The following is a 20,159-nucleotide window of genomic DNA, read 5'->3' as shown; positions in this document are numbered from 1 at the left end:
TAAAATGTTAATTTTACTCGGAAGAGAATCAAAGATGTAAATTTTATGCAAAGTATTTTATTTTTTCAAATATAAAATCAACTCAAATATCTAATTTTCAATACTTTGGTATGATTTTTTAATATTTTAAATCCTTGTGGAATTTTATTGAAATTCAGTGATTTTTAAATCAAATAGTATTAAGATAAATCGATTTAAAAATCGGCTTTAAAATGAATATTAGGTATATTTTGCATAATATTCATTCAAGCAAAATTTAAAGCTATTTTTGAAAATTTTGAATGCATGGGAGCTTTAATGGATTTGGAAAAATTAAGATTAGCTAGAAGTCTTTATTATCAATGTCTAGGAGAGCTTTTTGTTTTTTCATTTTCTGAAGAAAGATTGTCAAAATTACAAGAGTATTTAAAGACAATGCAAGAATGTTTATTTGATGAAAATTTAAAATCAAATTTTGATATCTTGCTTAAGCATTTAGATGATGAAAATTCTATACAAGCATTTTTTAAAGAATATGATTTGCTTTTTTTAAGTCTTAAAAATAGCATTCCAACGACTTTTTCTTACATAGAAGAAGGTTTTGAAAATTCAAATCCTTTACTTTGCGTGCGTCAAATTTTAGTCAAAAGTAAAATAAGACGCAATGAAAAATTTTTTAAAGAAAGTGAAGATAGTGTTGGATTTTGTTTATTGTTGATGAGTGAATTTTTAAGGCAAAATGAAGATGATTTAGCCAAAGAGCTTTTTGAAAAAGTGATCAATAAAAACATCGATGAGTTTTTAGGTGATGTTTTCATGAATAAAAATGCGAATTTATACAAGGAAATTTCAAGTATTGCATTGGCTTTTATGGAATTTGAAAGACTTTGCTTTGAAGTAGAAAAACCTGTAAAAATAAATTCTAAAAAAGTGCAAAACGATCTATCGCGTTCAGAATTTTTAAGAAGAGAAGCAAATAAACAAAGGAGGACTCGTGAAAAATCGCAGGGAATTTCTTAAAAAATCCGCTTTTGCCTTAGGGGCTGCTGGAGTGCTTGGTAGCACGACTTTAGCTCTAGCTAAAGATGAAGAAAGAAAAGATTTAGTTAAAGGTAAAAGTAAGAAAAAAGAAGTGCTTTTTCAAAGAAGTGCTAATTGGGAAAATTATTATATAAAGGCTGAGTAATGTCAAGTGTAGGTGAAAATATCAAGCTTACGCGTCGTTCTTTTCTTAAAATGGCAGCACTTTCAAGCCTAGCAACACCGTTGCTTGCTAGAAGTGAAACTTTAAGAGAAGCGAGTGCTGATGAGCTTAAAGAAGCGTACGAAGGTAGTAAAAAAGTAAAAACAGTTTGTACAGCCTGTTCTGTAGGCTGTGGGATTATTGCAGAAGTGCAAAATGGTGTTTGGGTGCGTCAAGAAATCGCTCAAGATCATCCTGTGAGTTCAGGTGGACATTGCTGCAAGGGATCTGATATGATCGATATGGTGCGTTCACATGTGCGTTTAAAATATCCTATGAAAAAAGAAAATGGAGAATGGAAACGCATAAGTTATGAGCAAGCTTTAAGTGAGATCGGAGAAAAACTAGCTGCTTATCGTAAAGAAAATCCTGAAAGTGTTATGTTTTTAGGTTCTGCAAAACTTAATAATGAACAAGCTTATTATATAAGAAAATTTGCAGCATTTTTTGGAACGAACAATGTAGATCATCAAGCTAGAATTTGACACAGCGCAACAGTCGCCGGTGTGGCGAATACATTTGGTTATGGCGCTATGACAAACCATCTTGGAGACATTCAAAGAAGTAAATGTATCATTATCATTGGGGCAAATCCAGCGGTAAATCATCCTGTGGGTTTTAGACATTTCTTAAAAGCAAAAGAAAAAGGTGCAAAGCTTATCGTTGTAGATCCTAGATTTACAAAAAGTGCGGCAAAAGCGGATATTTATGCAAGAATTCGTCCAGGAACTGACATTGCTTTCATGTATGGAATGTTAAAAATCATCTTTGATGAAGGCTTAGAAGATACAAAATATCTTGATGAAAGAGTTTTTGGAATTGATAAAATTCGTGAAGAAGCAGCAAAATGGACAGCTGAAGAGGTGGAAAATGTTACAGGGATCTCTAAAGAACTTTTGGTGCAAATCACTCACGAAGTAGCTAAAAACAAACCAACTACGCTTATTTGGGCTATGGGTTTAACTCAACATACTGTAGGAACTTCAAATACACGTTTAGCACCTATTGTACAAATGGTACTTGGAAATATAGGTAAATTTGGCGGCGGAGTTAATATCTTACGCGGACACGATAATGTTCAAGGTGCTTCAGATATGGCTTGTTTAAGCGAAAATTTGCCAGGTTATTATCCTTTAAATGAAGCGACTTGGAGATACTATGCCAAAATTTGGGGTGTGGATTATGAGTGGCTTTTAGGAAATTTTGTAAGTAAAGATTGGATGCATAAAACTGGACTTTCACTTGCTAGATGGTGGGCAGCGGCTTTAAATGGAAAAGATGGAAATGATGCTATCGATAATGCAGGAACGCCTTTAAAAGCTTTAGTAGTTATGGGAAATGGTATCACTTCAACTGCACAACAAGTAAAAGTTAAAGAAGGTTTGGAAGCTTTAGAGCTTTTAGTTTTAGCCGATCCTTTTGTAAATGAAGCAGGGATTATCGCAGAAAGAAAAGATGGAATTTATCTTTTACCTGCAGCAACACAGTTTGAAACAAGTGGAAGTGTAACAGCTACAAATCGTAGTGGGCAATGGAGATTTAAAGTTGTAGATCCACTTTATGAAAGTATGGAAGATCAAGAAATTTTATTTGAGCTTGCTAAAAAATTAGGCTTTTATGAAGACTTTACCAAGACTTTACGCGATGAAAAAGGTGAGATCGTTTGGCCTGAAAATGCAACAAGGGAAATTGCAAAAGCAGTTAGAAGTATAGGACTTAATGGTTGGAGTCCTGAAAGGCTTAAAAAGCATACTTTATACTGGGATAAATTTGATGAGGTAACTTTAGAAGGAAAAGACGAGGTTGCTGGTGAGTATTATGGGCTTCCTTGGCCTTGTTGGAGTGATAAGCATCCAGGTTCTCCTGTGCTTTATAATACCGATATTGAAGTTGCAAAAGGTGGTATGGGCTTTAGAAATAATTTTGGACTCGAGTATGAAGGAGAGAGTTTGCTTGCTAAAAATGCACCTTTAAATTCGCCTATTAATACAGGTTATCCACAAATTACTAAAGATAATATAGAAAAAGTTTTAGGCATTACTTTAAGTGCTCAAGAAAAAGAAAAAATGGGATCAACTTGGTCTTATGATGATAGTAATATCATAGCAACTAAATGTATAGAAAAAGGCATAGTTCCTTATGGAAATGCTAAAGCTAGGGCTGTAGTTTGGACTTTTAAAGATAAAATTCCACTCCACCGTGAGCCTTTACATTCCCCAAGAAACGATTTAGTACAAAAATACCCAAGTTTTGAAGATCAAAAAGCACTTTATCGCGTGGATACTAAATTTGCTTCTGTGCAACAAGCTAAGGATTATTCTAAAGAATTCCCACTTAATCTTGTTACCGCAAGACTTGTGAATTTAAATGGCGCAGGTATGGAAAATAGAGCATCTATGTATCTAACGCGTTTAACACCTGAAATGTTTTGTGAGATCAATCCTGAATTAGCAAAAGAGCAAGACATTAAAGCAGGAGATATGATTTGGGTGCATTCTCCAGAAGGTACTAAAATTCATGTAAGAGTGAAGGTTAATCCAGGTGTAGCAAAAGATATGATTTTCTTGCCTTTCCATTTTACAGGAGTTATGCAAGGTGTAGATTTAACGCACAATTTCCCAGAAGGAACTAAGCCTTATGCAAGCGGAGAAAGTGCTAATACGGTAACAAATTATGGTTATGATATCATGTGTCAGATTCCAGAGACTAAAGGTGGACTTTGTAGAATCAGTAAGGATGGAAAATGAGTAAGGTAAATTTTGCAAATTTAGAAAAAGAACGCTTGAAATTTTTTTGTGATAATGAGCGTTGTATTGATTGTAATGGTTGTGCGGTAGCTTGTGATGAAGCACATGAGCTTCCTATTCATATTCGCCGCCGCCGTGTGATTACTTTAAATGAAGGAATTCAAGGAAAAGAAGTTTCAACTTCTATTTCTTGTATGCATTGTGATGATGCTCCTTGTTCTATCGTTTGTCCTGTGGATTGTTTTTACATCCGTGCTGATGGTATTGTTTTACACGATAAAGAAATTTGCATAGGTTGTGGATATTGTCTTTATGCTTGTCCTTTTGGTGCACCACAATTTCCAAAAGATAGTGTTTTTGGAAATAAAGGCATTATGGATAAATGTACTATGTGTGCAGGTGGCCCTGAAGCAACGAATTCAGAAAAAGAAAGAGAACTTTATGGTCAAAATCGTATTGCAGAAGGGAAAGTTCCTGTATGTGCTGCGATGTGTTCGACAAAAGCACTTTTAGTAGGTGAAAGTTCTAAAATAGAAGAGATTTATCATAATAGACTTATGAATAGAAATTATGGCATTCCAAATCCTTCGGAAAGTTTGGAGTGGAAGATTGCTTACACAGGAAAGGAACGCTTATGAGAAAAGTATTTGTAACGCTTTTATTAAGCGTAGTGAGTTTATTTGCTTATGGTAGCGAGAGAATGGGACAAGATACTCAAATTTGGGATTTTCATCGTATTACAAATATCCCAAATTATGATACTTTTGGCAAACTTTGGACAACTTTGCAAGGTGAATATATAGCTACTATAGCTTTAATCGCTGTTATTGCGGTATTGTCTGCATTTGCTTTGCATTATATGGTTATAGGACCTAAGCAATTTTCACACGATGGAAAGAAAATTTATGCTTTTACATTATTTGAAAGACTTTTTCATTTTATCGCAGCGATTTCTTGGGTGATTTTAGTGCCAACTGGTTTTGTGATGATGTTTGGAGAAGTTTTTGGGGGTGGAGTTTTTGTAAGGGTTTGTAAAAATTTACACGCTTTTGCAACGATTTTGTTTATCATCTCTATAATCCCTATGTTTTTATGCTGGATTAAAAGAATGCTTCCTGCAAGTTATGATATCAGATGGATGATGATAGTAGGTGGTTATTTAAGTAAAATCAAACGTCCTGTACCTGCAGGTAAGTTTAATTTTGGTCAAAAATCTTGGTATTATATAGCTGTATTTGGTGGATTTTTGATGATAATTACAGGTGGATTTATGTATTTTCTTGATTTTAATTCTACAGCAATTCAAGGTCTTTTTGGTTTAACTCAAATTGAACTTTTGAGAATTTCAGCTATAGTGCATAATTTCTTGGGTATAGTGTGTGCAGTGTTTTTTGGTGTGCATATTTATATGGCAGTATTTGCAATCAAAGGCAGTATCCATTCTATGATTAGTGGTTATAAAGAAGAAGAAGAGGTTTATATTTTGCATTCTTATTGGTATAAAGAATTAAGCAATAAAAAGCAAATTGAACCTAGTTTTTCTTATGATCCTAATGTAAAAATTTAATCTTTAACCGCTATGTTATTGCATAGCGGTAGTTTTAAGCTTTTTTGAAATAAATAGAACGAATTTTATTTTATAAGTTGAATCTAAAATCTATTTTTCCATATGTGAATTTGTTATTTATGTTTTTTTTGATATAATATTATTTAAAGATAATTAAAGGATAAGGTATGGATCCGTTATTTACAACTCAAATTTTAAAATATAAAGGCAATGAATCTTTTACATGTGATGATACTTTAGTGCGTGAAATTAAGCTTGAAATTTTTATTAATGATGAAAAAGTAGGTGCTTTAATGGCAACTCCTGTAGATGAACAGGCATTAGCAATAGGATATTTAATGAGTGAAAATATCATTGCGAAAGTAAGTGATATTGAGAGTATAGAAACAAAAGATGATGGTATGAGTGTGCATATTAAAGCAAAGATTGATAAAGAAAATTTAGCAAAGCTTAATGCTGAAGGTGTAGTTATAAGTGGTTGTGGTAGAGCACATACTGCAAATATCGATCCAGAAGCCATTGAAGCGAGTAAAATTAGTTCTGATGCAAAATTTAGCAAAGGTGAAATTTTAAAACAAATGAGTACTTTTTATACTCAATGCGAGCTTTACGAGAAAACAGGCTGTGTGCATACGGCTAAGTTTTTTGTAGATGAGAAAACTTTTTTTATAGGTGAAGATATAGCTCAACATAATACCATAGATAAAGCTTTAGGAAAAGCACGTTTAGCTGGGGTTGATTTAAGTCAATGTTTTTTAATGGTTAGTGGAAGGCTAAGTTCTGAAATGGTAGCTAAAGCAGTTATGCATAAAATTCCAGTGCTTGTTTCACGCACGGCTCCTACTTGTTTAGGGGTTATGATAGCAAGAAAATTTGATTTAACGCTTTGTGGTTTTGCTAGAGAAAATAAGATCAATATTTATAGTGGAGAATTTAGAATTCATGGATAAAAATCAAGAAAAAGAAATCATCTCATATATGAGAGAATTGTTAAATAGTAATGAAAAATTAGATTGTGGTACGGCTTTTAAAATTGCAAAGAAATTTAATATAAATATAGAAAAAATCGGACAATTAGCCGATGAAAATCACATGAGAATTGATAATTGCGAGTTGGGGCAATTTGGACATTTAGATTTTGAAAAAGCAAAGATTGAAGTGCTTAAAAAAATAGAACCTAGTTTAGATGAAAAGCGTAGAATTTTTTGTAAAGATGCAAGAGATATTGCTAAAGAAGGTTGTGGACTTAAAAGTATGCGTTCAGCTTTAAAAACTTATAAGGTTGATGTAAAGTATTGTCAACTTGGTTGTTTTAAAGAAAAAAAAGGTAAGCAATTTATAGTAAGAACAAAAACTTGGATTGAAAATGCGGATGGAGATTTGCTTTTTGGTCGAGGAAAAACAGAACTTTTAGAACTTATCGGACAAACAGGTAGTTTATTACATGCTTCTAAACTTATGGGGATTAATTATAAAAAAGCTTGGATGCATTTACAAACCTTACAAAAAAATTCTCAAGAAATTTTAGTTAGCACAAGACAAGGACGCTCTAAAGAATCAGGAACAAAACTTACTCCTAGAGCTATGGAATTGATGGAAAATTACTCTATTTTGCAAAAAGACATAGAAGAATACGCTAATAAACGCTTTAAAGAATTGTTTTTAAAAGGAAAAAAATAAATCTTCTATCAAAAAATACTAATACATAATTTTTTTATAATTAATTAATATTATTTTTTTAAAAATATGTTAAAATTAGAATCTAAATTTTTTATTTTTTAGGAGTTATAAGATGTTTAAATCTTTAAATATAGGTTTAAAACTTATTTTTTCTGTAGCAGCTGTTGTTGTTATTGGACTTGTTATTTTAATTTCATTAATCACAAAACAAGTAAGTCAAAATATTACCAAAAATACAGAAGATATTCTTGCTTCTATCACGAAAGAATATGCTACTCAAACTCAAGGAATTTTTGGGGAAATGATCGCTTTAAATAAAAGTATTTCAGGTACTTTAACAGAAATGTTTAGATCAACCTCTAAAGAAGATTTAGATATAGACAATATAACAAATATTATAACCAATACTTTTGATAATAGTGCTTATTCTAATTTTACTTATTTGTATCTTATTGATCCGCCAGAATACTTTAAAGAAGAGAGTAAATTTTTTAATACTCAAAGTGGAAAATTTGTTATGCTTTACGCTGATGAAGAAAAGGATAATAAAGGCGGAATAAAAGCAATACAAGCTAGTGATGAAATAGCTAATCTGCAAGTTGTGCAAGATATATTAAAAAAAGCAAAATATGGGGAAAATAAAGTATATATAGGCCGTCCTATTAAGATGAATTTAGAAGGTCAAGATTTTGATGCTGTAAATGTTGCTATGCCTATTTTTGATCGAAAAAATCAAGTTGTAGGTGTCATAGGCATGACTTTAGATTTTTCAGATATTGCTACTTATCTTTTAGACCCTAAAGGTCAAAAATATGATGGTGAATTAAGAGTTCTTTTAAATTCAGATGGTTTGATGGCGATACATCCAAATAAAAATCTAGTTTTAAAAAATTTAAAAGATGTCAATCCTAATAAAGGTGCACAAGAAACTTATAAGGCCATAAGCGAAGGAAAAAATGGAGTTTTTGACTATATAGCTTCTGATGGTGATGATTCTTATGCTGCGATTAATAGTTTTAAAGTGCAAGATAGTTCTTGGGCAGTTTTGGTAACTGCTCCTAAATATTCAGTATTTAAACCCTTAAAAAAATTACAATTAATTATTCTTGGTGCATCTTTTATTTTTATTTTTGTTGTTTTAGGAGTGGTTTATTATTGCGTAAGAAAAATTGTCGCATCTAGATTGCCTGTGATTCTTAGTTCTTTAGAATCATTTTTCCGTTTTTTAAATCATGAAAAAATTGAACCTAAGGCTATTGAAATTCGTGCTAATGATGAGCTAGGAGCAATGGGAAGAATCATAAATGAAAATATTGAAAAGATTCAAATATCTTTAGAACAAGATCAAAATGCTGTAGATGAATCGGTGCAAACTGCTAGAGAAATCGAAAAGGGTAATTTAACTGCAAGAATTACTAAAAATCCTATAAATCCTCAATTAGTAGAACTTAAAAATGTTCTTAATAGGATGCTTGATGTTTTACAAAGTAAAATTGGTTCTAATATGAATGAAATTAATAGAGTTTTTGATAGTTATAAGGCTCTTGATTTTAGTACAGAAGTATTTAATGCTAAAGGTGAAGTTGAGATTACAACTAATATTTTAGGCAAAGAAATTAAAAAGATGCTTTTGGCTTCTTCAAATTTTGCTAAAGATTTAGCCAATCAGTCAGAAGAGTTAAAAAATTCTATGCAAAAACTTGCTGATGGCTCTAATGCACAAGCGAGTTCTTTAGAACAATCGGCTGCAGCCGTAGAGGAGATTAATTCTTCTATGCAAAATGTAAGTGGAAAAACAGTTGAGGTTGCTTCACAAGCTGATGATATAAAAAATATTGTCAATGTGATTAAAGATATCGCTGAGCAAACGAATCTTCTTGCTTTAAATGCAGCTATTGAAGCTGCACGTGCTGGAGAACATGGGCGTGGTTTTGCAGTTGTTGCAGATGAGGTAAGACAGCTTGCGGAAAGAACAGGAAAATCCTTATCTGAAATCGAGGCAAATATTAATATACTTGTTCAAAGCGTAAATGAAGTAGCAGAATCTGTAAAAGAACAAACAGCAGGAATCACACAGATTAACGATGCTATAGCACAACTTGAAACTGTAACTAAGGAAAATGTCGAAGTTGCAAATGTCACCAATAATATAACAAATGAAGTCAATCAAATTGCTGCGGCAATTCTTGAAGATGTGAATAAAAAAAGATTTTAAAAAAGCTCATTTTTGAGCTTTTAAATTTTTTTATATTATTTAAAATTTTTAAACACAAAACAAGTAATAAAATAATATTATTTTTCAAAGCTAATATCAAGGAAAAATAATGAAAATTGATTGTCGCAATCTATCTTGTCCTCAGCCTATAGTTGAAACAAAAAACGCTCTTGAAAAACTTCAAGAAAATGAAATTTTAGAAATTGTTTTAAATTCTATTATTTCAAAAAATAATGTTGTAAAATTTCTTAACTCTTTAAATTTAAACCCTGTTGTAGATGAAAATGCACAAGAGTTTTGCATCAAAGTACAAAAAAAGAATTTTGATTCTAGTGAAGTAAATATTCACGATTATAATGTTTTATTTTTAAAAACTGACAAAGTGGGTGAGGGTGAATTGGGACAAAATTTACTTGTAGGATTTTTAAGTACCTTAAAAAATTTAGATCATGCTCCAAGTAAAATTCTTTGCGTAAATGAAAGTGTTTTAATCAATGTTGATGAAAATCATAAAGCACATTTAGCTATGAAAGAACTTGAAAATTTAGGTATTGAGATCATAAGTTGTGGAGCTTGTCTAGAATTTTTTAATAAAAGCAAAGAACTTAAAATAGGAAATATAGGCAATGCTTATGAAATTTTAAACGAGCTTTTTGGTAAAGCAAAAATCATTACTCTATAAGGAAAAACACTGCAATATAAAAATCAAAATTTAACGCATTTTGTTAAAGCAGCAGGCTGAGCAGCGAAATTAAGCCCGGGTGGTCTTAAAACAATTTTAAATTTCATGCAAAAAACTCCTGCTTTACTTAGTGGTATCGGAAATAATGAAGATGCAAGCGTATATCAAATCAGCCCCGATTTAGCTTTGGTGCAAACGCTTGATTTTATCACTCCTATAGTAGATAGTGCTTATCATTTTGGTGCTATTGCTGCAGCAAATGCTTTAAGCGATGTTTTTGCTATGGGTGCAGAGGTAATTAATGCCTTAAATATAGTAGGTTTTGATACTTGCAATCATGATTTAAACATCTTAAAAGAGCTTTTAGAAGGTGCAAATGATAAAGTTAAAGAATGTAATGCTTTAGTTGTGGGTGGCCATACTATAGAAAGCACCGAGCTTTTTTTTGGACTTAGTGTTACAGGAAAAGTACATCCTAGTAAATTTATTGCTAATAATACTTCTAAAATCGGAGATTGTATCATTTTAACCAAGCCTTTAGGAACAGGAATTTTAAGTACAGCTTTAAAGGCGCAAATGTTAAATCAAAAACATTTAGATATAATGCTTAAAAACATGATGGAGTTAAATTATAAAGCCAGTCAAATTGCTCTTAAATTTCATCCAAGTGCCATGAGTGATGTTACAGGTTTTGGACTTTTAGGACATTTAAAAGAAATGCTAAATAAAAATATTTCTTTTGAAATTTTTGAAAGTGAACTTCCTTTTTTAGATGGAGTAAAAGAGTATTTTAATATGGGTTTAATTCCTGCTGGAGCTTATAAAAATTTAGAATTTATAAAAGAACTTACCCCTGATTTAAATGAAGAAAAATTATTACTTTGTGATCCACAAACTTCAGGAGGACTTTTAATTTCTATAAGTGAAAAAGATTCCTTAGAATGTTTAAAAAAACTAGAAGATGAAAATATTCAAGCTAAAATTATTGCTAAGGTTGTAAATAAGCAAGAAAATGATATTATCATTTCTTAATTTTTGTTACTTATATACCCATTAAAATTTTTTTTATCATTTTTTATACATTTTCTATGATTTAAAATATTATTTTTATCTTATTTATATATTATTTATTAAAATTTATTTTATCTTAGGAGATACGAAATGATACAAAAAGCTTTAGCCTTAGCTGAAGAATTGCAAGGACAAATAGAAGCCAATATTTCAAATTCTGAAAAAGAATTCCATGCTAAAATGCAAAAACTTCTTAATAATCCCAAAAATAAAGTTATGCTTATAGAGCTTTTAGATCGTTCTTTTAGATGTAAAGATAAAAATGCAAGTTTTGAGCTTATAGAATATACTTTGAGTAAATATGGCATAGCGGATTTTTTTAGCACTTTTGAAAAATTCCTACTTTTTAGCTTTTTAAATTTTGGCAAATTTGCTCCTAATTTAAGTGTACCTTTTTTTGTCAAACATTTAAGAGAAGATACTAAAGCTATGGTTCTAGATGCAAATCCTAGTGTTTTAGAACCACATATTAAGAAAAGAAAAGAGCAAGATAAAATTACCTTAAATGTGAATTTAATCGGCGAAGAGGTTTTAGGTGAAGCTGAGAGTAAATATCGTATGCAAAAATACGAAGAAGCCTTAAAATCAAGCTATATCACTTATATTTCCATAAAAATTACTACTATTTTTTCACAAATTAATATTATAGATTTTAATTATTCCAAAGAAGAGGTCGTAAAAAGACTAGATTATCTTTATGCTTTAGCCTTAGAAGAAGAGAAAAAACAAGGTGTATCTAAATTTATCAATCTTGATATGGAAGAATTTAGGGATTTAGAGCTCACCGTTGCAGCTTTTATGGAAAGTGTGGCTAAATTTGATATTAAAGCAGGGATTGTTTTGCAAGCTTATATTCCTAATTCTTATAAGTATCTTAAAAAACTTTTTGCTTTTTCAAAAGAGAGGGTTTTAAAAGGTATGAAGCCTATTAAGATCCGTTTTGTTAAGGGTGCTAATATGGAAAGTGAAGAAACCGTTGCGTCTCAAAGGGGTTGGGAGCTTCCTACTTTTTACAAAAAAATAGATACTGATAGTAATTATAATAAAATGCTTGATTTTATTCTTGAAGGAGACAATTATAAATACATCAACATAGGAATTGCAAGTCATAATATCTTTGAGATTGCTTATGCTTATACACGCATAAGTGAAGTGGGTGCTTTGGATTCTTTTACTTTTGAAATGCTTGAAGGTATGAGTTTGCAATGTTCTTATGAATTATCTAAAATGCATGATCTAATCCTTTATGCCCCAGTTTGCGATGAAGCACATTTTAACAATGCCATTGCTTATCTTGTAAGACGCCTTGATGAAAATACAAGTGAAGATAATTTTATGCGTTATTTTTTCAATCTTAAAGTAGGAGATAAGAACTGGAATATCCAAAAAGAACTTTTTTTAAAATCTTTAGAAGGCATAAAAACTCTTGATAATACTACACATCGTAAGCAAGATAGAAATAAAGAATCAAATATCATAAGTTCTTATGAAAGTAAAAAATTTAGCAATGAAAGCGATACGGATTTTATTTTAGCACAAAATAGAGCGTGGGCTAAAGAAATTAAAACTAAATATGAAAATTTAAAAGATTATGATGTTTATCCTGTTATAGGCGAACTTGATTTTAAAGCAGAAAATTTAAATGTTTTAGAAGTTAAAGATAAGATCGAAGATAGAGTTATAGGAAAGGCTTATTTAGCAGGAGAAAAAGAAATCAAACAAGCTTTAGAAGTAGCTAAAAATTCCAAATTTACACAAAAAAGTCATGATGAAATTTATCAAATTTTAGCCAAAAGTGCAAAACTGATGAGAGAAAGAAGAGGGGATTTGATAGGTTTGGCAGCTTTAGAAGTGGGCAAAACCTTTTTAGAGATCGATCCTGAAGTAAGTGAGGCTATTGATTTTATAGAGTTTTATCCGCACTCTTTAGAAGAGCTTAAAAAACAAAATCCAAAAGTTACATTCACACCTAAAGGTATAGGGGTTACCATAGCTCCTTGGAATTTTCCTATAGGAATTTCAGTAGGTACTATAGCTGCACCACTAGCCGCAGGTAATGTGGTGATTTACAAACCTTCTTCACTTTCAACTCTAACAGGTTATATGCTTTGTAAGTGTTTTTGGGATTCGGGTATTCCAAAAGATGCTTTGATTTTCTTACCTTCAAAAGGAAGTGATATTTCTAAATATTTACTTATTGATGAAGCGATTAAATTTTCAATTCTTACAGGAGGAGAGGATACTGCTTATGCTATGTTAAAAGCTAATCCAACCTTGCTTTTAAGTGCTGAAACTGGCGGAAAGAATGCGACTATCGTTTCTAAATTTGCTGATCGTGATAGTGCGATTAAAAATATCATTCATTCTGCTTTTAGCAATAGCGGTCAAAAATGTTCAGCTACTTCTTTGCTAGTCTTAGAAGAAGAGGTTTATCATGATGAAGAATTTAAAAAGACTTTAGTGGATGCTGCGAGTTCTATGGCAGTGGGCAATCCTTTTGAATTTAAAAATAAATTAGGTACTTTAGCTGATAAGCCAAGTTCTAAAGTTCAAAAGGCCTTAGATGAATTACAACCTTATGAAGAATGGGCATTAAAACCTAAGTTTTTAGAGGATAATCCTTATTTGATGACTCCAGGCATAAAATATGGCACTAAAAAGGGTGATTTTACTCATATGAATGAACTTTTTGTACCGATTTTAAGTGTGATGAAGGCTAAAGACTTAAAAGAAGCTATTGATATAGTAAATTCCACAGGTTATGGTTTAACTGCAGGTTTTGAAAGCTTAGATGAAAGAGAATGGGAGTATTTTCACACTCGCATAGAAGCAGGAAATATTTATATCAATAAACCAACCACAGGGGCTATAGTGCTGCGTCAACCTTTTGGTGGGATTAAAAAATCAGCTATAGGTTTGGGTAGAAAAGTGGGAATTTATAATTATATCACTCAATTTTTAGAGATTAAGCAAGAAGATTTTGATGATCATTTAATTGAAGATAAATTTTCAAAAAAATTAGCACAAATAAATTTAAAAGAAGCACAAGATTTTATGAACAATTTAATTAAAATGTCTCAATCTTATGCTTATCATTATAAAAACGAGTTTAGTGTTTCAAAAGATTATGTCAATATTCGTGGAGAAGATAATCTTTTTTCTTATACTAAAATAAAGAATATGGTTTTAAGACTTTGTGGAAAAGAAAGCTTAAAAGATGTTTTAGGTGTGGTTTTAGGTGCAAATATTGCAAATATTGATCTAAGTATCAGTTATGATGAACAAGATGTTAGTATGATAGAACGAATTGTTCAAAGCATAGGAGCAAAAGTATTATTTTTAAAAGAAAATAAAGAAAATTTTATCAAGAGTATTAAAGAATATGAAAGAGTGCGTTATTTAGCAAAGCCAGATGTAAATGATGAGATTTATAAAGAGGCTGCAAAGCTTGCTAAAATCATTATAAGAGAAAAGCCATTATTAAATGGTCGTTTTGAACTTTTAAATTATTTTAATGAAAAAGCTTTAAGTATATCTTTTCATCGCTATGGAAATTTAGGCATTAGAGCAATATCTTAATGATCAAGGAGAGATTGATGGAAGTGGTTCAAATTAATACCCCAATAGCAGTGATGTTTGTAGTGTATGCCTTATTAATGCTTTATATAGGTTTTTATTTTTATAAGCAAAATAAAAATTCAGAGGATTATTTTCTAGGTGGGCGTACTATGGGGCCTGTGATATCTGCACTTAGCGCAGGGGCTTCTGATATGAGTGGTTGGCTTTTAATGGGTTTACCGGGAGCTTTATATGTAAGTGGTTTTATAGATTCTTATATTGCAATTGGGCTTACTATAGGAGCTAGTTTAAATTGGATTTTTGTGGCAAAAAGACTTAGAATTTATACCAGTGTGATTGCAAATTCTTTGACTATTCCTGATTATTTTGAAACTCGTTTTGATGATGATAAACATATACTGCGCATCGTATGTGCGGTGGTAATTTTGATATTTTTTACCTTTTATGTTTCATCAGGGCTTGTAAGCGGAGCAAAACTTTTTGAAAGTACTTTTGGTATCAGATACGATTATGCTTTAACTACTGGAACGATTATTATTGTTGCTTATACTTTTTTAGGTGGATATAAGGCGGTTTGTTGGACGGATATGATACAAGGGCTTTTAATGATGATGGCTTTAATTATTGTACCTTTGGTTATGCTTTATCATTTAGGTGGTTTTGGTGAAGCGATGAATATAGTAAGAGAAATAAAGCCACAAGCTTTATCTATGGGCGAAGGAGTAGGAACTGTAAGCATTATATCTGCACTTGCTTGGGGTTTGGGTTATTTTGGTCAACCACATATTTTAGTGCGTTTTATGTCGATTCGTTCTACTAAAGATATTCCTATGGCCACTTTTATAGGTATTACTTGGATGGCGGTTTGTCTTTTAAGTGCTTGTATGATAGGTATTTTAGGTATAGCTTATGTGCATAAATTTGAATTAAGTTTGCAAGATCCTGAAAAGATTTTCATCGTGATGTCGCAGCTTTTATTTAATCCTTGGATAGCAGGTATTTTACTCAGTGCTATTTTAGCGGCTATTATGAGTACGGCAAGTTCACAATTGCTGGTTTCAAGTTCTACTATAGCGGAAGATTTTTATAAAAAGATTTTTAGAGAAGATGCACCAAGTCATATTGTATTAAATTTAGGTAAATTAGGTGTTTTATTGGTAGCTGTAATAGCGTTTTTGATTTCTACTGATAAAAACTCAAGTGTTTTGAGTATAGTTTCGTATGCATGGGCTGGATTTGGAGCTTCTTTTGGTTCTGTAATGCTTTTTTCTTTATTTTGGAGTAGGATGACAAGAGTAGGAGCGATCTTAGGTATGATAACAGGAGCTGCTACTGTGGTGCTTTGGAAGAATTTTGCAAATTCAGGTCTTTATGAAATAGTTCCAGGGTTTTTAGTAGCTTCGGTGGTGATTATTATTGCAAGTTTGTTTACAAATGTAAGATCTGGAACTAAGGCAGCTTATGAAAAGATGTTAAAAGAGCTTTGAGAATAAAAGCCTTTTTTAAGGCTTTTGGATTAAAAATCTTAGTGTAGGTCCACTTTGATCGATTTCAAGCACTTTAAAACCACGGTTTTTTACATCTTGAGGTATAGAATTGATACTTTGTGGGCAATCGCAAAGCACTTCCAAAATTTCTCCACTTTTAAGCTTAGGTAAGACATCAAGTGTTGCTATAGCAGGATAAGGACAAGCTTCACCTTGTAAATTTAAACTATAAGTAATTTTCACTGTTTATCCTTTAAGTTGATTTTTAAAAAAGTGTTTTTTGTAAAATACTACAAAAACAAACATTAAGATGAATAAAATAAGGTTGATAAAAAATCCATTTAAATTGCCAAATTCAGTTAAAAGATTGATTTTTATACCTTCTTTAAAAGCTTTTGGTAAAAAGTCATAACTTAAAGCTAAAATCATAGTTCCTATTATATTTGCAATTCCTACTATTATAAAATGACTTTGTCCTTCAAAGGCACGATAAGTCCAACCACACTCGCAACCTCCGGCAAAAACTATACCAAAACCAAACAAAAATGCTCCCACAGCTACAGCAGGAGAAAGTTCTATGAGTTTGCTATTATGACCTTGCAAGATAAAAGCAAAAGCGATTAAAGAGGCGATAATCATACCGATTAATGCGCCTTTTATAGCATTATCTCTACCAAATAAAAATAAATCTCTAAAGCAAGAAGTAAAACAAATTTGCCCTCTAGAAATAACAAAGCCAAAAACAAAGCCAAAAATCAGTGCTAAAGCTAGAAGACTTTGTTTGTTTTGTGTGCTGATATTGCCATTTGTAAAAACAAGATAAAACACCCAAACTAAAAAGGCTATGAAAAGCAATATGCCTAAGTTAAAATATAATTTTGTACGCAAACTTTGCTTGTTTAACGGCAAGTTTTCTTTATTTACCCGTTCTAATTTAGCTTTAGGTTTAAAAAAGGAAGTGTTGCAAATTTTCACTCCTAGATAAATTCCTAAAACCATAAAAACAGTAAAAAGCCAAGTGTGTAAAGAAAAATAAGGTAAACCTGTAAAAAAATTAGCTAAATTGCATCCAAATGCAAGTCTTGCTCCATATCCTGAAAGAATTCCACCTACTATTGCTTGAAAAATTCTTATATTGCTAGCAGGTAGACGAAATTTGACTTTGTTAGCTAAAAGTGCGGCTACTAAACAACCTATAAACATACCTATGAGCATAATACCATCAGTTCTTGTTAAAGGGGTCCCATTTAAATTTTGCTTTTGGTAATAAGAATACCCATCTAAATTCATACCTAAAAGTTCTAAAAATTCACCACCCCAACGCGTCATTTCCCCAGTAACAGCCCAAACGCCACCAAAAATTCCAAAATACACTGCACTTAAAATTCCAAGCGCAATCATAGAACGGGAATTGTCCCAAAAATTGATTAAATATTTTTGTTTAAAAAAATTCAAAGAAAGATCCTAAAAATGTAATCATCAAAACTTGATGCTAAAAAAGAGTGAGATTATAGCTTAAATTTAATGTGAAGTCAAAAAGAATATTGATAAATTTATTTTGTTTTTCATTAAAAATCGCTATAATTATCACTTTGGAAGATTAGCGTATCTGGTGATCGCCACTGACTTCAAATCAGATGAAAGGATAGTTGACTATTCTTTGGGGAGTTCGATTCTCTCATCTTCTCGCCAATATTAAGTAAAATCAAGGAAATTTTTATGAGCAAAGCAGATATTATTGTCGGCATTCAATGGGGCGATGAAGGAAAAGGTAAGGTAGTTGATAAATTATGTGAAAATTATGATTTTGTTTGCAGAAGTGCAGGTGGACACAATGCAGGACATACGATTTGGGTAAATGGTGTAAGATATGCGCTTCATCTTATGCCAAGTGGAGTTTTGCATCCAAGATGTATTAATATTATCGGAAATGGAGTTGTGGTTTCTCCTGAAGTATTGATTGCTGAAATGGCTCAATTTGAAAATTTAAAAGGTAGATTATATATCAGCGATAGAGCTCATTTAAATTTAAAACATCATTCTTTAATAGACATTGCAAAAGAAAAACTCAAAGGCAAAAATGCCATAGGAACAACAGGTAAGGGTATAGGACCTTCTTATGCAGATAAGATTAATCGTACAGGACATAGAGTTGGAGAGCTTTTAGAACCACAAAGACTTTGCGAGGCTTTGATAAAAGATTTTGAAGCTAATAAAACTTTTTTTGAAATGCTTGAAATTGAAATTCCAAGTGCTGAAGAATTGCTTGCTGATTTAAAACGTTTTAATGAAATTTTAACTCCTTATATTACAGATACTACAAGAATGCTTTGGAAGGCTTTAGATGAAGATAAAAGAGTACTTTTAGAAGGAGCTCAGGGCTCTATGCTTGATATTGATCATGGAACTTATCCTTATGTTACAAGCTCAAGTACTATTTCAGCAGGTGCTTTAACAGGACTTGGGTTAAATCCTAAAGAAGCGGGAAATATTATAGGTATTGTAAAAGCTTATGCAACGCGTGTGGGAAATGGAGCTTTTCCTACTGAGGATAAGGGTGAAGATGGAGAAAAAATTGCGCAAATTGGAAAAGAAATTGGCGTAAGCACGGGACGTAAAAGACGCTGTGGATGGTTTGATGCAGTTGCTGTAAGATATACAGCAAGGCTTAATGGTCTTGATGCTTTATCTTTGATGAAGCTTGATGTTTTAGATGGTTTTGAAAAGATAAAAATTTGTCGTGCTTATGAATATAAGGGCATGGAAATCGACTATATACCAAGCGATTTAGAAAATGTTCAACCTATTTATGAAGAAATGGATGGTTGGGATAAAGTTTTTAGTATAAAAGATTATGATTTATTGCCAGAAAATGCTAAAAAATATATAGCAAGACTTGAAGAGCTTGCAGGGGTTAAGGTAAAGTATATTTCCACTAGCCCTGAAAGAGATGATACTATCATCTTATGAAAAGTAAATATAATTCTGTTGTAAAAGTAAGAAAACAACAACTTGATAAAGCAGAATCAAATCTTAATCAAGCCAAACAAAGACAGCTTGAATATGAAAAAGCTTATGAACTTTCACGCCAAGAGTGTGAAAATTTAGGCGTATTGCCAAAATCAGGATCTATAGCAGAGTTAAGATCGAATTTAAGTATGGCGCAAGTAGGACGCGAGGCTTTGGCAAGAGCTAGGGAGAAAGTAGAACTTTCTAAAAAAGAAATGAATCATTATCAGTTTTTATATCAAAAAGCACATTTAGATTATGAAAAAATGAAGGTTTTAGAAGCCGAGGAAATTAAACAAAAGCAAAAAGAACTTGCCAAGGCTGAAGAAAAATTTTTAGATGAAATTGCAATCAGTCGTTTTTTCAAAGGAGAAAAAGATGATTAAAAAATTTATATTGTTAGTTTTTATTTCAAGTGTAGTTTTTGGAGCTGAACAAGATTGTGAGCAGTATTTTGAAGCTAGAAAAGCTCAAATTGAATTGCAAACTAGAGAATTTGATGAAGCAAGACAATCTTTAGAAGCTTATAAAGCCTCTTTTGAAGCTTTGCAAAAAGAAAGGCTTGAAAATTTAGAAAAAAAAGAGGCTGAGGTTAATGCAACTTTGGCAAAAATTGAAGAATTAAAGCTTGAAAACGCAAGGCTTGTAGAAGAACAACAAAAGATTTTAAATTCAATCAATGATAAAACTCAAGGTAGGGTTAAAGAAATTTATTCCCAAATGAAAGATGCAGCCATTGCAGATGTTTTAAGTCAAATGGATGCAGAGGATGCAAGCAAAATAATGCTTTCTTTGGAATCGCGTAAAATTTCAGGTGTTTTATCTAAAATGGATCCAAAAAAAGCCAGCGAGCTTACTTTGCTTTTGAAAAATTTAGATAATAATGCTAGTAATTAGGTG

Annotated in this window: 17 protein-coding genes and 1 tRNA gene; 16 read left to right on the top strand and 2 right to left on the bottom strand. The window is 31.6% G+C overall.

The window, feature by feature from the left end; translation table 11 throughout:
• Window positions 1-285 precede the first annotated feature (285 nt).
• The 12 genes from BGS40_RS06665 (at window position 286) to putP (ending at window position 16,250) form a co-directional block, all read left to right on the top strand.
• Window positions 286-999, top strand: a complete 714-nt coding sequence (locus tag BGS40_RS06665) for a TorD/DmsD family molecular chaperone (RefSeq protein ID WP_087692179.1) — start codon at window positions 286-288, stop codon at window positions 997-999.
• Window positions 974-1,165, top strand: coding sequence for a twin-arginine translocation signal domain-containing protein (locus tag BGS40_RS06660; protein ID WP_002851537.1), 192 nt, complete (start codon window positions 974-976; stop codon window positions 1,163-1,165). Before BGS40_RS06665 ends, BGS40_RS06660 begins: the two co-directional genes overlap by 26 nt.
• Window positions 1,165-3,969: a formate dehydrogenase subunit alpha gene (locus BGS40_RS06655; protein WP_087692178.1), complete on the top strand. Its 2,805-nt coding sequence runs from the start codon at window positions 1,165-1,167 to the stop codon at window positions 3,967-3,969. The genes BGS40_RS06660 and BGS40_RS06655 overlap by 1 nt, the downstream gene beginning before the upstream one ends.
• Window positions 3,966-4,607: a formate dehydrogenase FDH3 subunit beta gene (gene fdh3B, locus BGS40_RS06650; RefSeq protein WP_002851264.1), complete on the top strand. Its 642-nt coding sequence runs from the start codon at window positions 3,966-3,968 to the stop codon at window positions 4,605-4,607. Before BGS40_RS06655 ends, fdh3B begins: the two co-directional genes overlap by 4 nt.
• On the top strand, window positions 4,604-5,536 hold the full coding sequence (locus tag BGS40_RS06645) for a formate dehydrogenase subunit gamma (protein WP_002851174.1): 933 nt from the start codon (window positions 4,604-4,606) through the stop codon (window positions 5,534-5,536). The genes fdh3B and BGS40_RS06645 overlap by 4 nt, the downstream gene beginning before the upstream one ends.
• A 167-nt stretch (window positions 5,537-5,703) precedes the next feature.
• Window positions 5,704-6,486 carry a formate dehydrogenase accessory sulfurtransferase FdhD gene (gene fdhD / locus BGS40_RS06640; protein WP_096738531.1) on the top strand — a complete coding sequence of 261 codons (783 nt, stop codon included), beginning with the start codon at window positions 5,704-5,706 and terminating at the stop codon, window positions 6,484-6,486.
• Window positions 6,479-7,216 (top strand): winged helix-turn-helix domain-containing protein, encoded by a 738-nt coding sequence (locus tag BGS40_RS06635; protein WP_002822570.1) that lies wholly within the window; start codon window positions 6,479-6,481, stop codon window positions 7,214-7,216. The genes fdhD and BGS40_RS06635 overlap by 8 nt, the downstream gene beginning before the upstream one ends.
• A 112-nt stretch (window positions 7,217-7,328) precedes the next feature.
• A complete protein-coding gene (gene ccaA / locus BGS40_RS06630) occupies window positions 7,329-9,431 on the top strand; it encodes an aspartate chemotaxis receptor CcaA (protein WP_087692177.1) in 2,103 nt (700 codons plus the stop codon).
• A gap of 109 nt (window positions 9,432-9,540) precedes the next feature.
• On the top strand, window positions 9,541-10,113 hold the full coding sequence (gene yedF, locus BGS40_RS06625) for a sulfurtransferase-like selenium metabolism protein YedF (protein WP_002851218.1): 573 nt from the start codon (window positions 9,541-9,543) through the stop codon (window positions 10,111-10,113).
• Window positions 10,114-10,122: 9 nt separating this feature from the next.
• Window positions 10,123-11,145: a selenide, water dikinase SelD gene (gene selD, locus BGS40_RS06620; RefSeq protein WP_096738530.1), complete on the top strand. Its 1,023-nt coding sequence runs from the start codon at window positions 10,123-10,125 to the stop codon at window positions 11,143-11,145.
• 129 nt (window positions 11,146-11,274) lie between these two features.
• The gene (locus BGS40_RS06615) at window positions 11,275-14,763 is read left to right on the top strand and encodes a proline dehydrogenase family protein (RefSeq protein WP_096738529.1); all 3,489 of its coding nucleotides are present in this window, start codon (window positions 11,275-11,277) and stop codon (window positions 14,761-14,763) included.
• Between the two features lie 17 nt (window positions 14,764-14,780).
• Window positions 14,781-16,250, top strand: a complete 1,470-nt coding sequence (gene putP, locus BGS40_RS06610) for a sodium/proline symporter PutP (protein ID WP_058001008.1) — start codon at window positions 14,781-14,783, stop codon at window positions 16,248-16,250.
• Window positions 16,251-16,265: 15 nt separating this feature from the next.
• Here putP and yedF (BGS40_RS06605) read toward each other — a convergent pair whose 3' ends face one another.
• The gene (gene yedF / locus BGS40_RS06605) at window positions 16,266-16,493 is read right to left on the bottom strand and encodes a sulfurtransferase-like selenium metabolism protein YedF (RefSeq protein WP_002851188.1); all 228 of its coding nucleotides are present in this window, start codon (window positions 16,491-16,493) and stop codon (window positions 16,266-16,268) included.
• Window positions 16,494-16,496: 3 nt separating this feature from the next.
• Window positions 16,497-17,705, bottom strand: a complete 1,209-nt coding sequence (yedE, locus tag BGS40_RS06600; RefSeq protein WP_096738528.1) for a selenium metabolism membrane protein YedE/FdhT — start codon at window positions 17,703-17,705, stop codon at window positions 16,497-16,499.
• Window positions 17,706-17,844: 139 nt separating this feature from the next.
• Between yedE and BGS40_RS06595 the strand changes: the two genes are divergently transcribed.
• The 4 genes from BGS40_RS06595 (at window position 17,845) to BGS40_RS06580 (ending at window position 20,156) form a co-directional block, all read left to right on the top strand.
• A tRNA-Sec gene (locus BGS40_RS06595) sits at window positions 17,845-17,942 on the top strand.
• 27 nt (window positions 17,943-17,969) lie between these two features.
• Entirely contained in the window at window positions 17,970-19,220 is a 1,251-nt protein-coding gene (locus BGS40_RS06590) for an adenylosuccinate synthase (RefSeq protein ID WP_096738527.1), read from the top strand.
• Window positions 19,217-19,645, top strand: coding sequence for a flagellar export protein FliJ (locus BGS40_RS06585; protein ID WP_002877466.1), 429 nt, complete (start codon window positions 19,217-19,219; stop codon window positions 19,643-19,645). Before BGS40_RS06590 ends, BGS40_RS06585 begins: the two co-directional genes overlap by 4 nt.
• The gene (locus tag BGS40_RS06580) at window positions 19,638-20,156 is read left to right on the top strand and encodes a MotE family protein (protein ID WP_002851265.1); all 519 of its coding nucleotides are present in this window, start codon (window positions 19,638-19,640) and stop codon (window positions 20,154-20,156) included. Before BGS40_RS06585 ends, BGS40_RS06580 begins: the two co-directional genes overlap by 8 nt.
• Window positions 20,157-20,159: the final 3 nt, after the last annotated feature.

It is taken from the genome of Campylobacter sp. 107, assembly GCF_002383835.1.
GTDB lineage: Bacteria > Campylobacterota > Campylobacteria > Campylobacterales > Campylobacteraceae > Campylobacter_D > Campylobacter_D jejuni.
Note: the sequence above shows the minus strand (reverse complement) of the source record. Positions and strands in the feature narration are given on the sequence as shown.

Excerpts from the sequence above, each read along its gene's own strand:
- BGS40_RS06665 (WP_087692179.1), top strand. The coding sequence starts at position 286 with ATGGGAGCTTTAATGGATTTGGAAAAATTAAGATTAGCTAGAAGTCTT.
- fdh3B (WP_002851264.1), top strand. The coding sequence starts at position 3,966 with ATGAGTAAGGTAAATTTTGCAAATTTAGAAAAAGAACGCTTGAAATTT.
- BGS40_RS06645 (WP_002851174.1), top strand. The coding sequence starts at position 4,604 with ATGAGAAAAGTATTTGTAACGCTTTTATTAAGCGTAGTGAGTTTATTT.
- fdhD (WP_096738531.1), top strand. The coding sequence starts at position 5,704 with ATGGATCCGTTATTTACAACTCAAATTTTAAAATATAAAGGCAATGAA.
- BGS40_RS06635 (WP_002822570.1), top strand. The coding sequence starts at position 6,479 with ATGGATAAAAATCAAGAAAAAGAAATCATCTCATATATGAGAGAATTG.
- ccaA (WP_087692177.1), top strand. The coding sequence starts at position 7,329 with ATGTTTAAATCTTTAAATATAGGTTTAAAACTTATTTTTTCTGTAGCA.
- yedF (WP_002851218.1), top strand. The coding sequence starts at position 9,541 with ATGAAAATTGATTGTCGCAATCTATCTTGTCCTCAGCCTATAGTTGAA.
- BGS40_RS06615 (WP_096738529.1), top strand. The coding sequence starts at position 11,275 with ATGATACAAAAAGCTTTAGCCTTAGCTGAAGAATTGCAAGGACAAATA.
- putP (WP_058001008.1), top strand. The coding sequence starts at position 14,781 with ATGGAAGTGGTTCAAATTAATACCCCAATAGCAGTGATGTTTGTAGTG.
- BGS40_RS06590 (WP_096738527.1), top strand. The coding sequence starts at position 17,970 with ATGAGCAAAGCAGATATTATTGTCGGCATTCAATGGGGCGATGAAGGA.
- BGS40_RS06585 (WP_002877466.1), top strand. The coding sequence starts at position 19,217 with ATGAAAAGTAAATATAATTCTGTTGTAAAAGTAAGAAAACAACAACTT.
- BGS40_RS06580 (WP_002851265.1), top strand. The coding sequence starts at position 19,638 with ATGATTAAAAAATTTATATTGTTAGTTTTTATTTCAAGTGTAGTTTTT.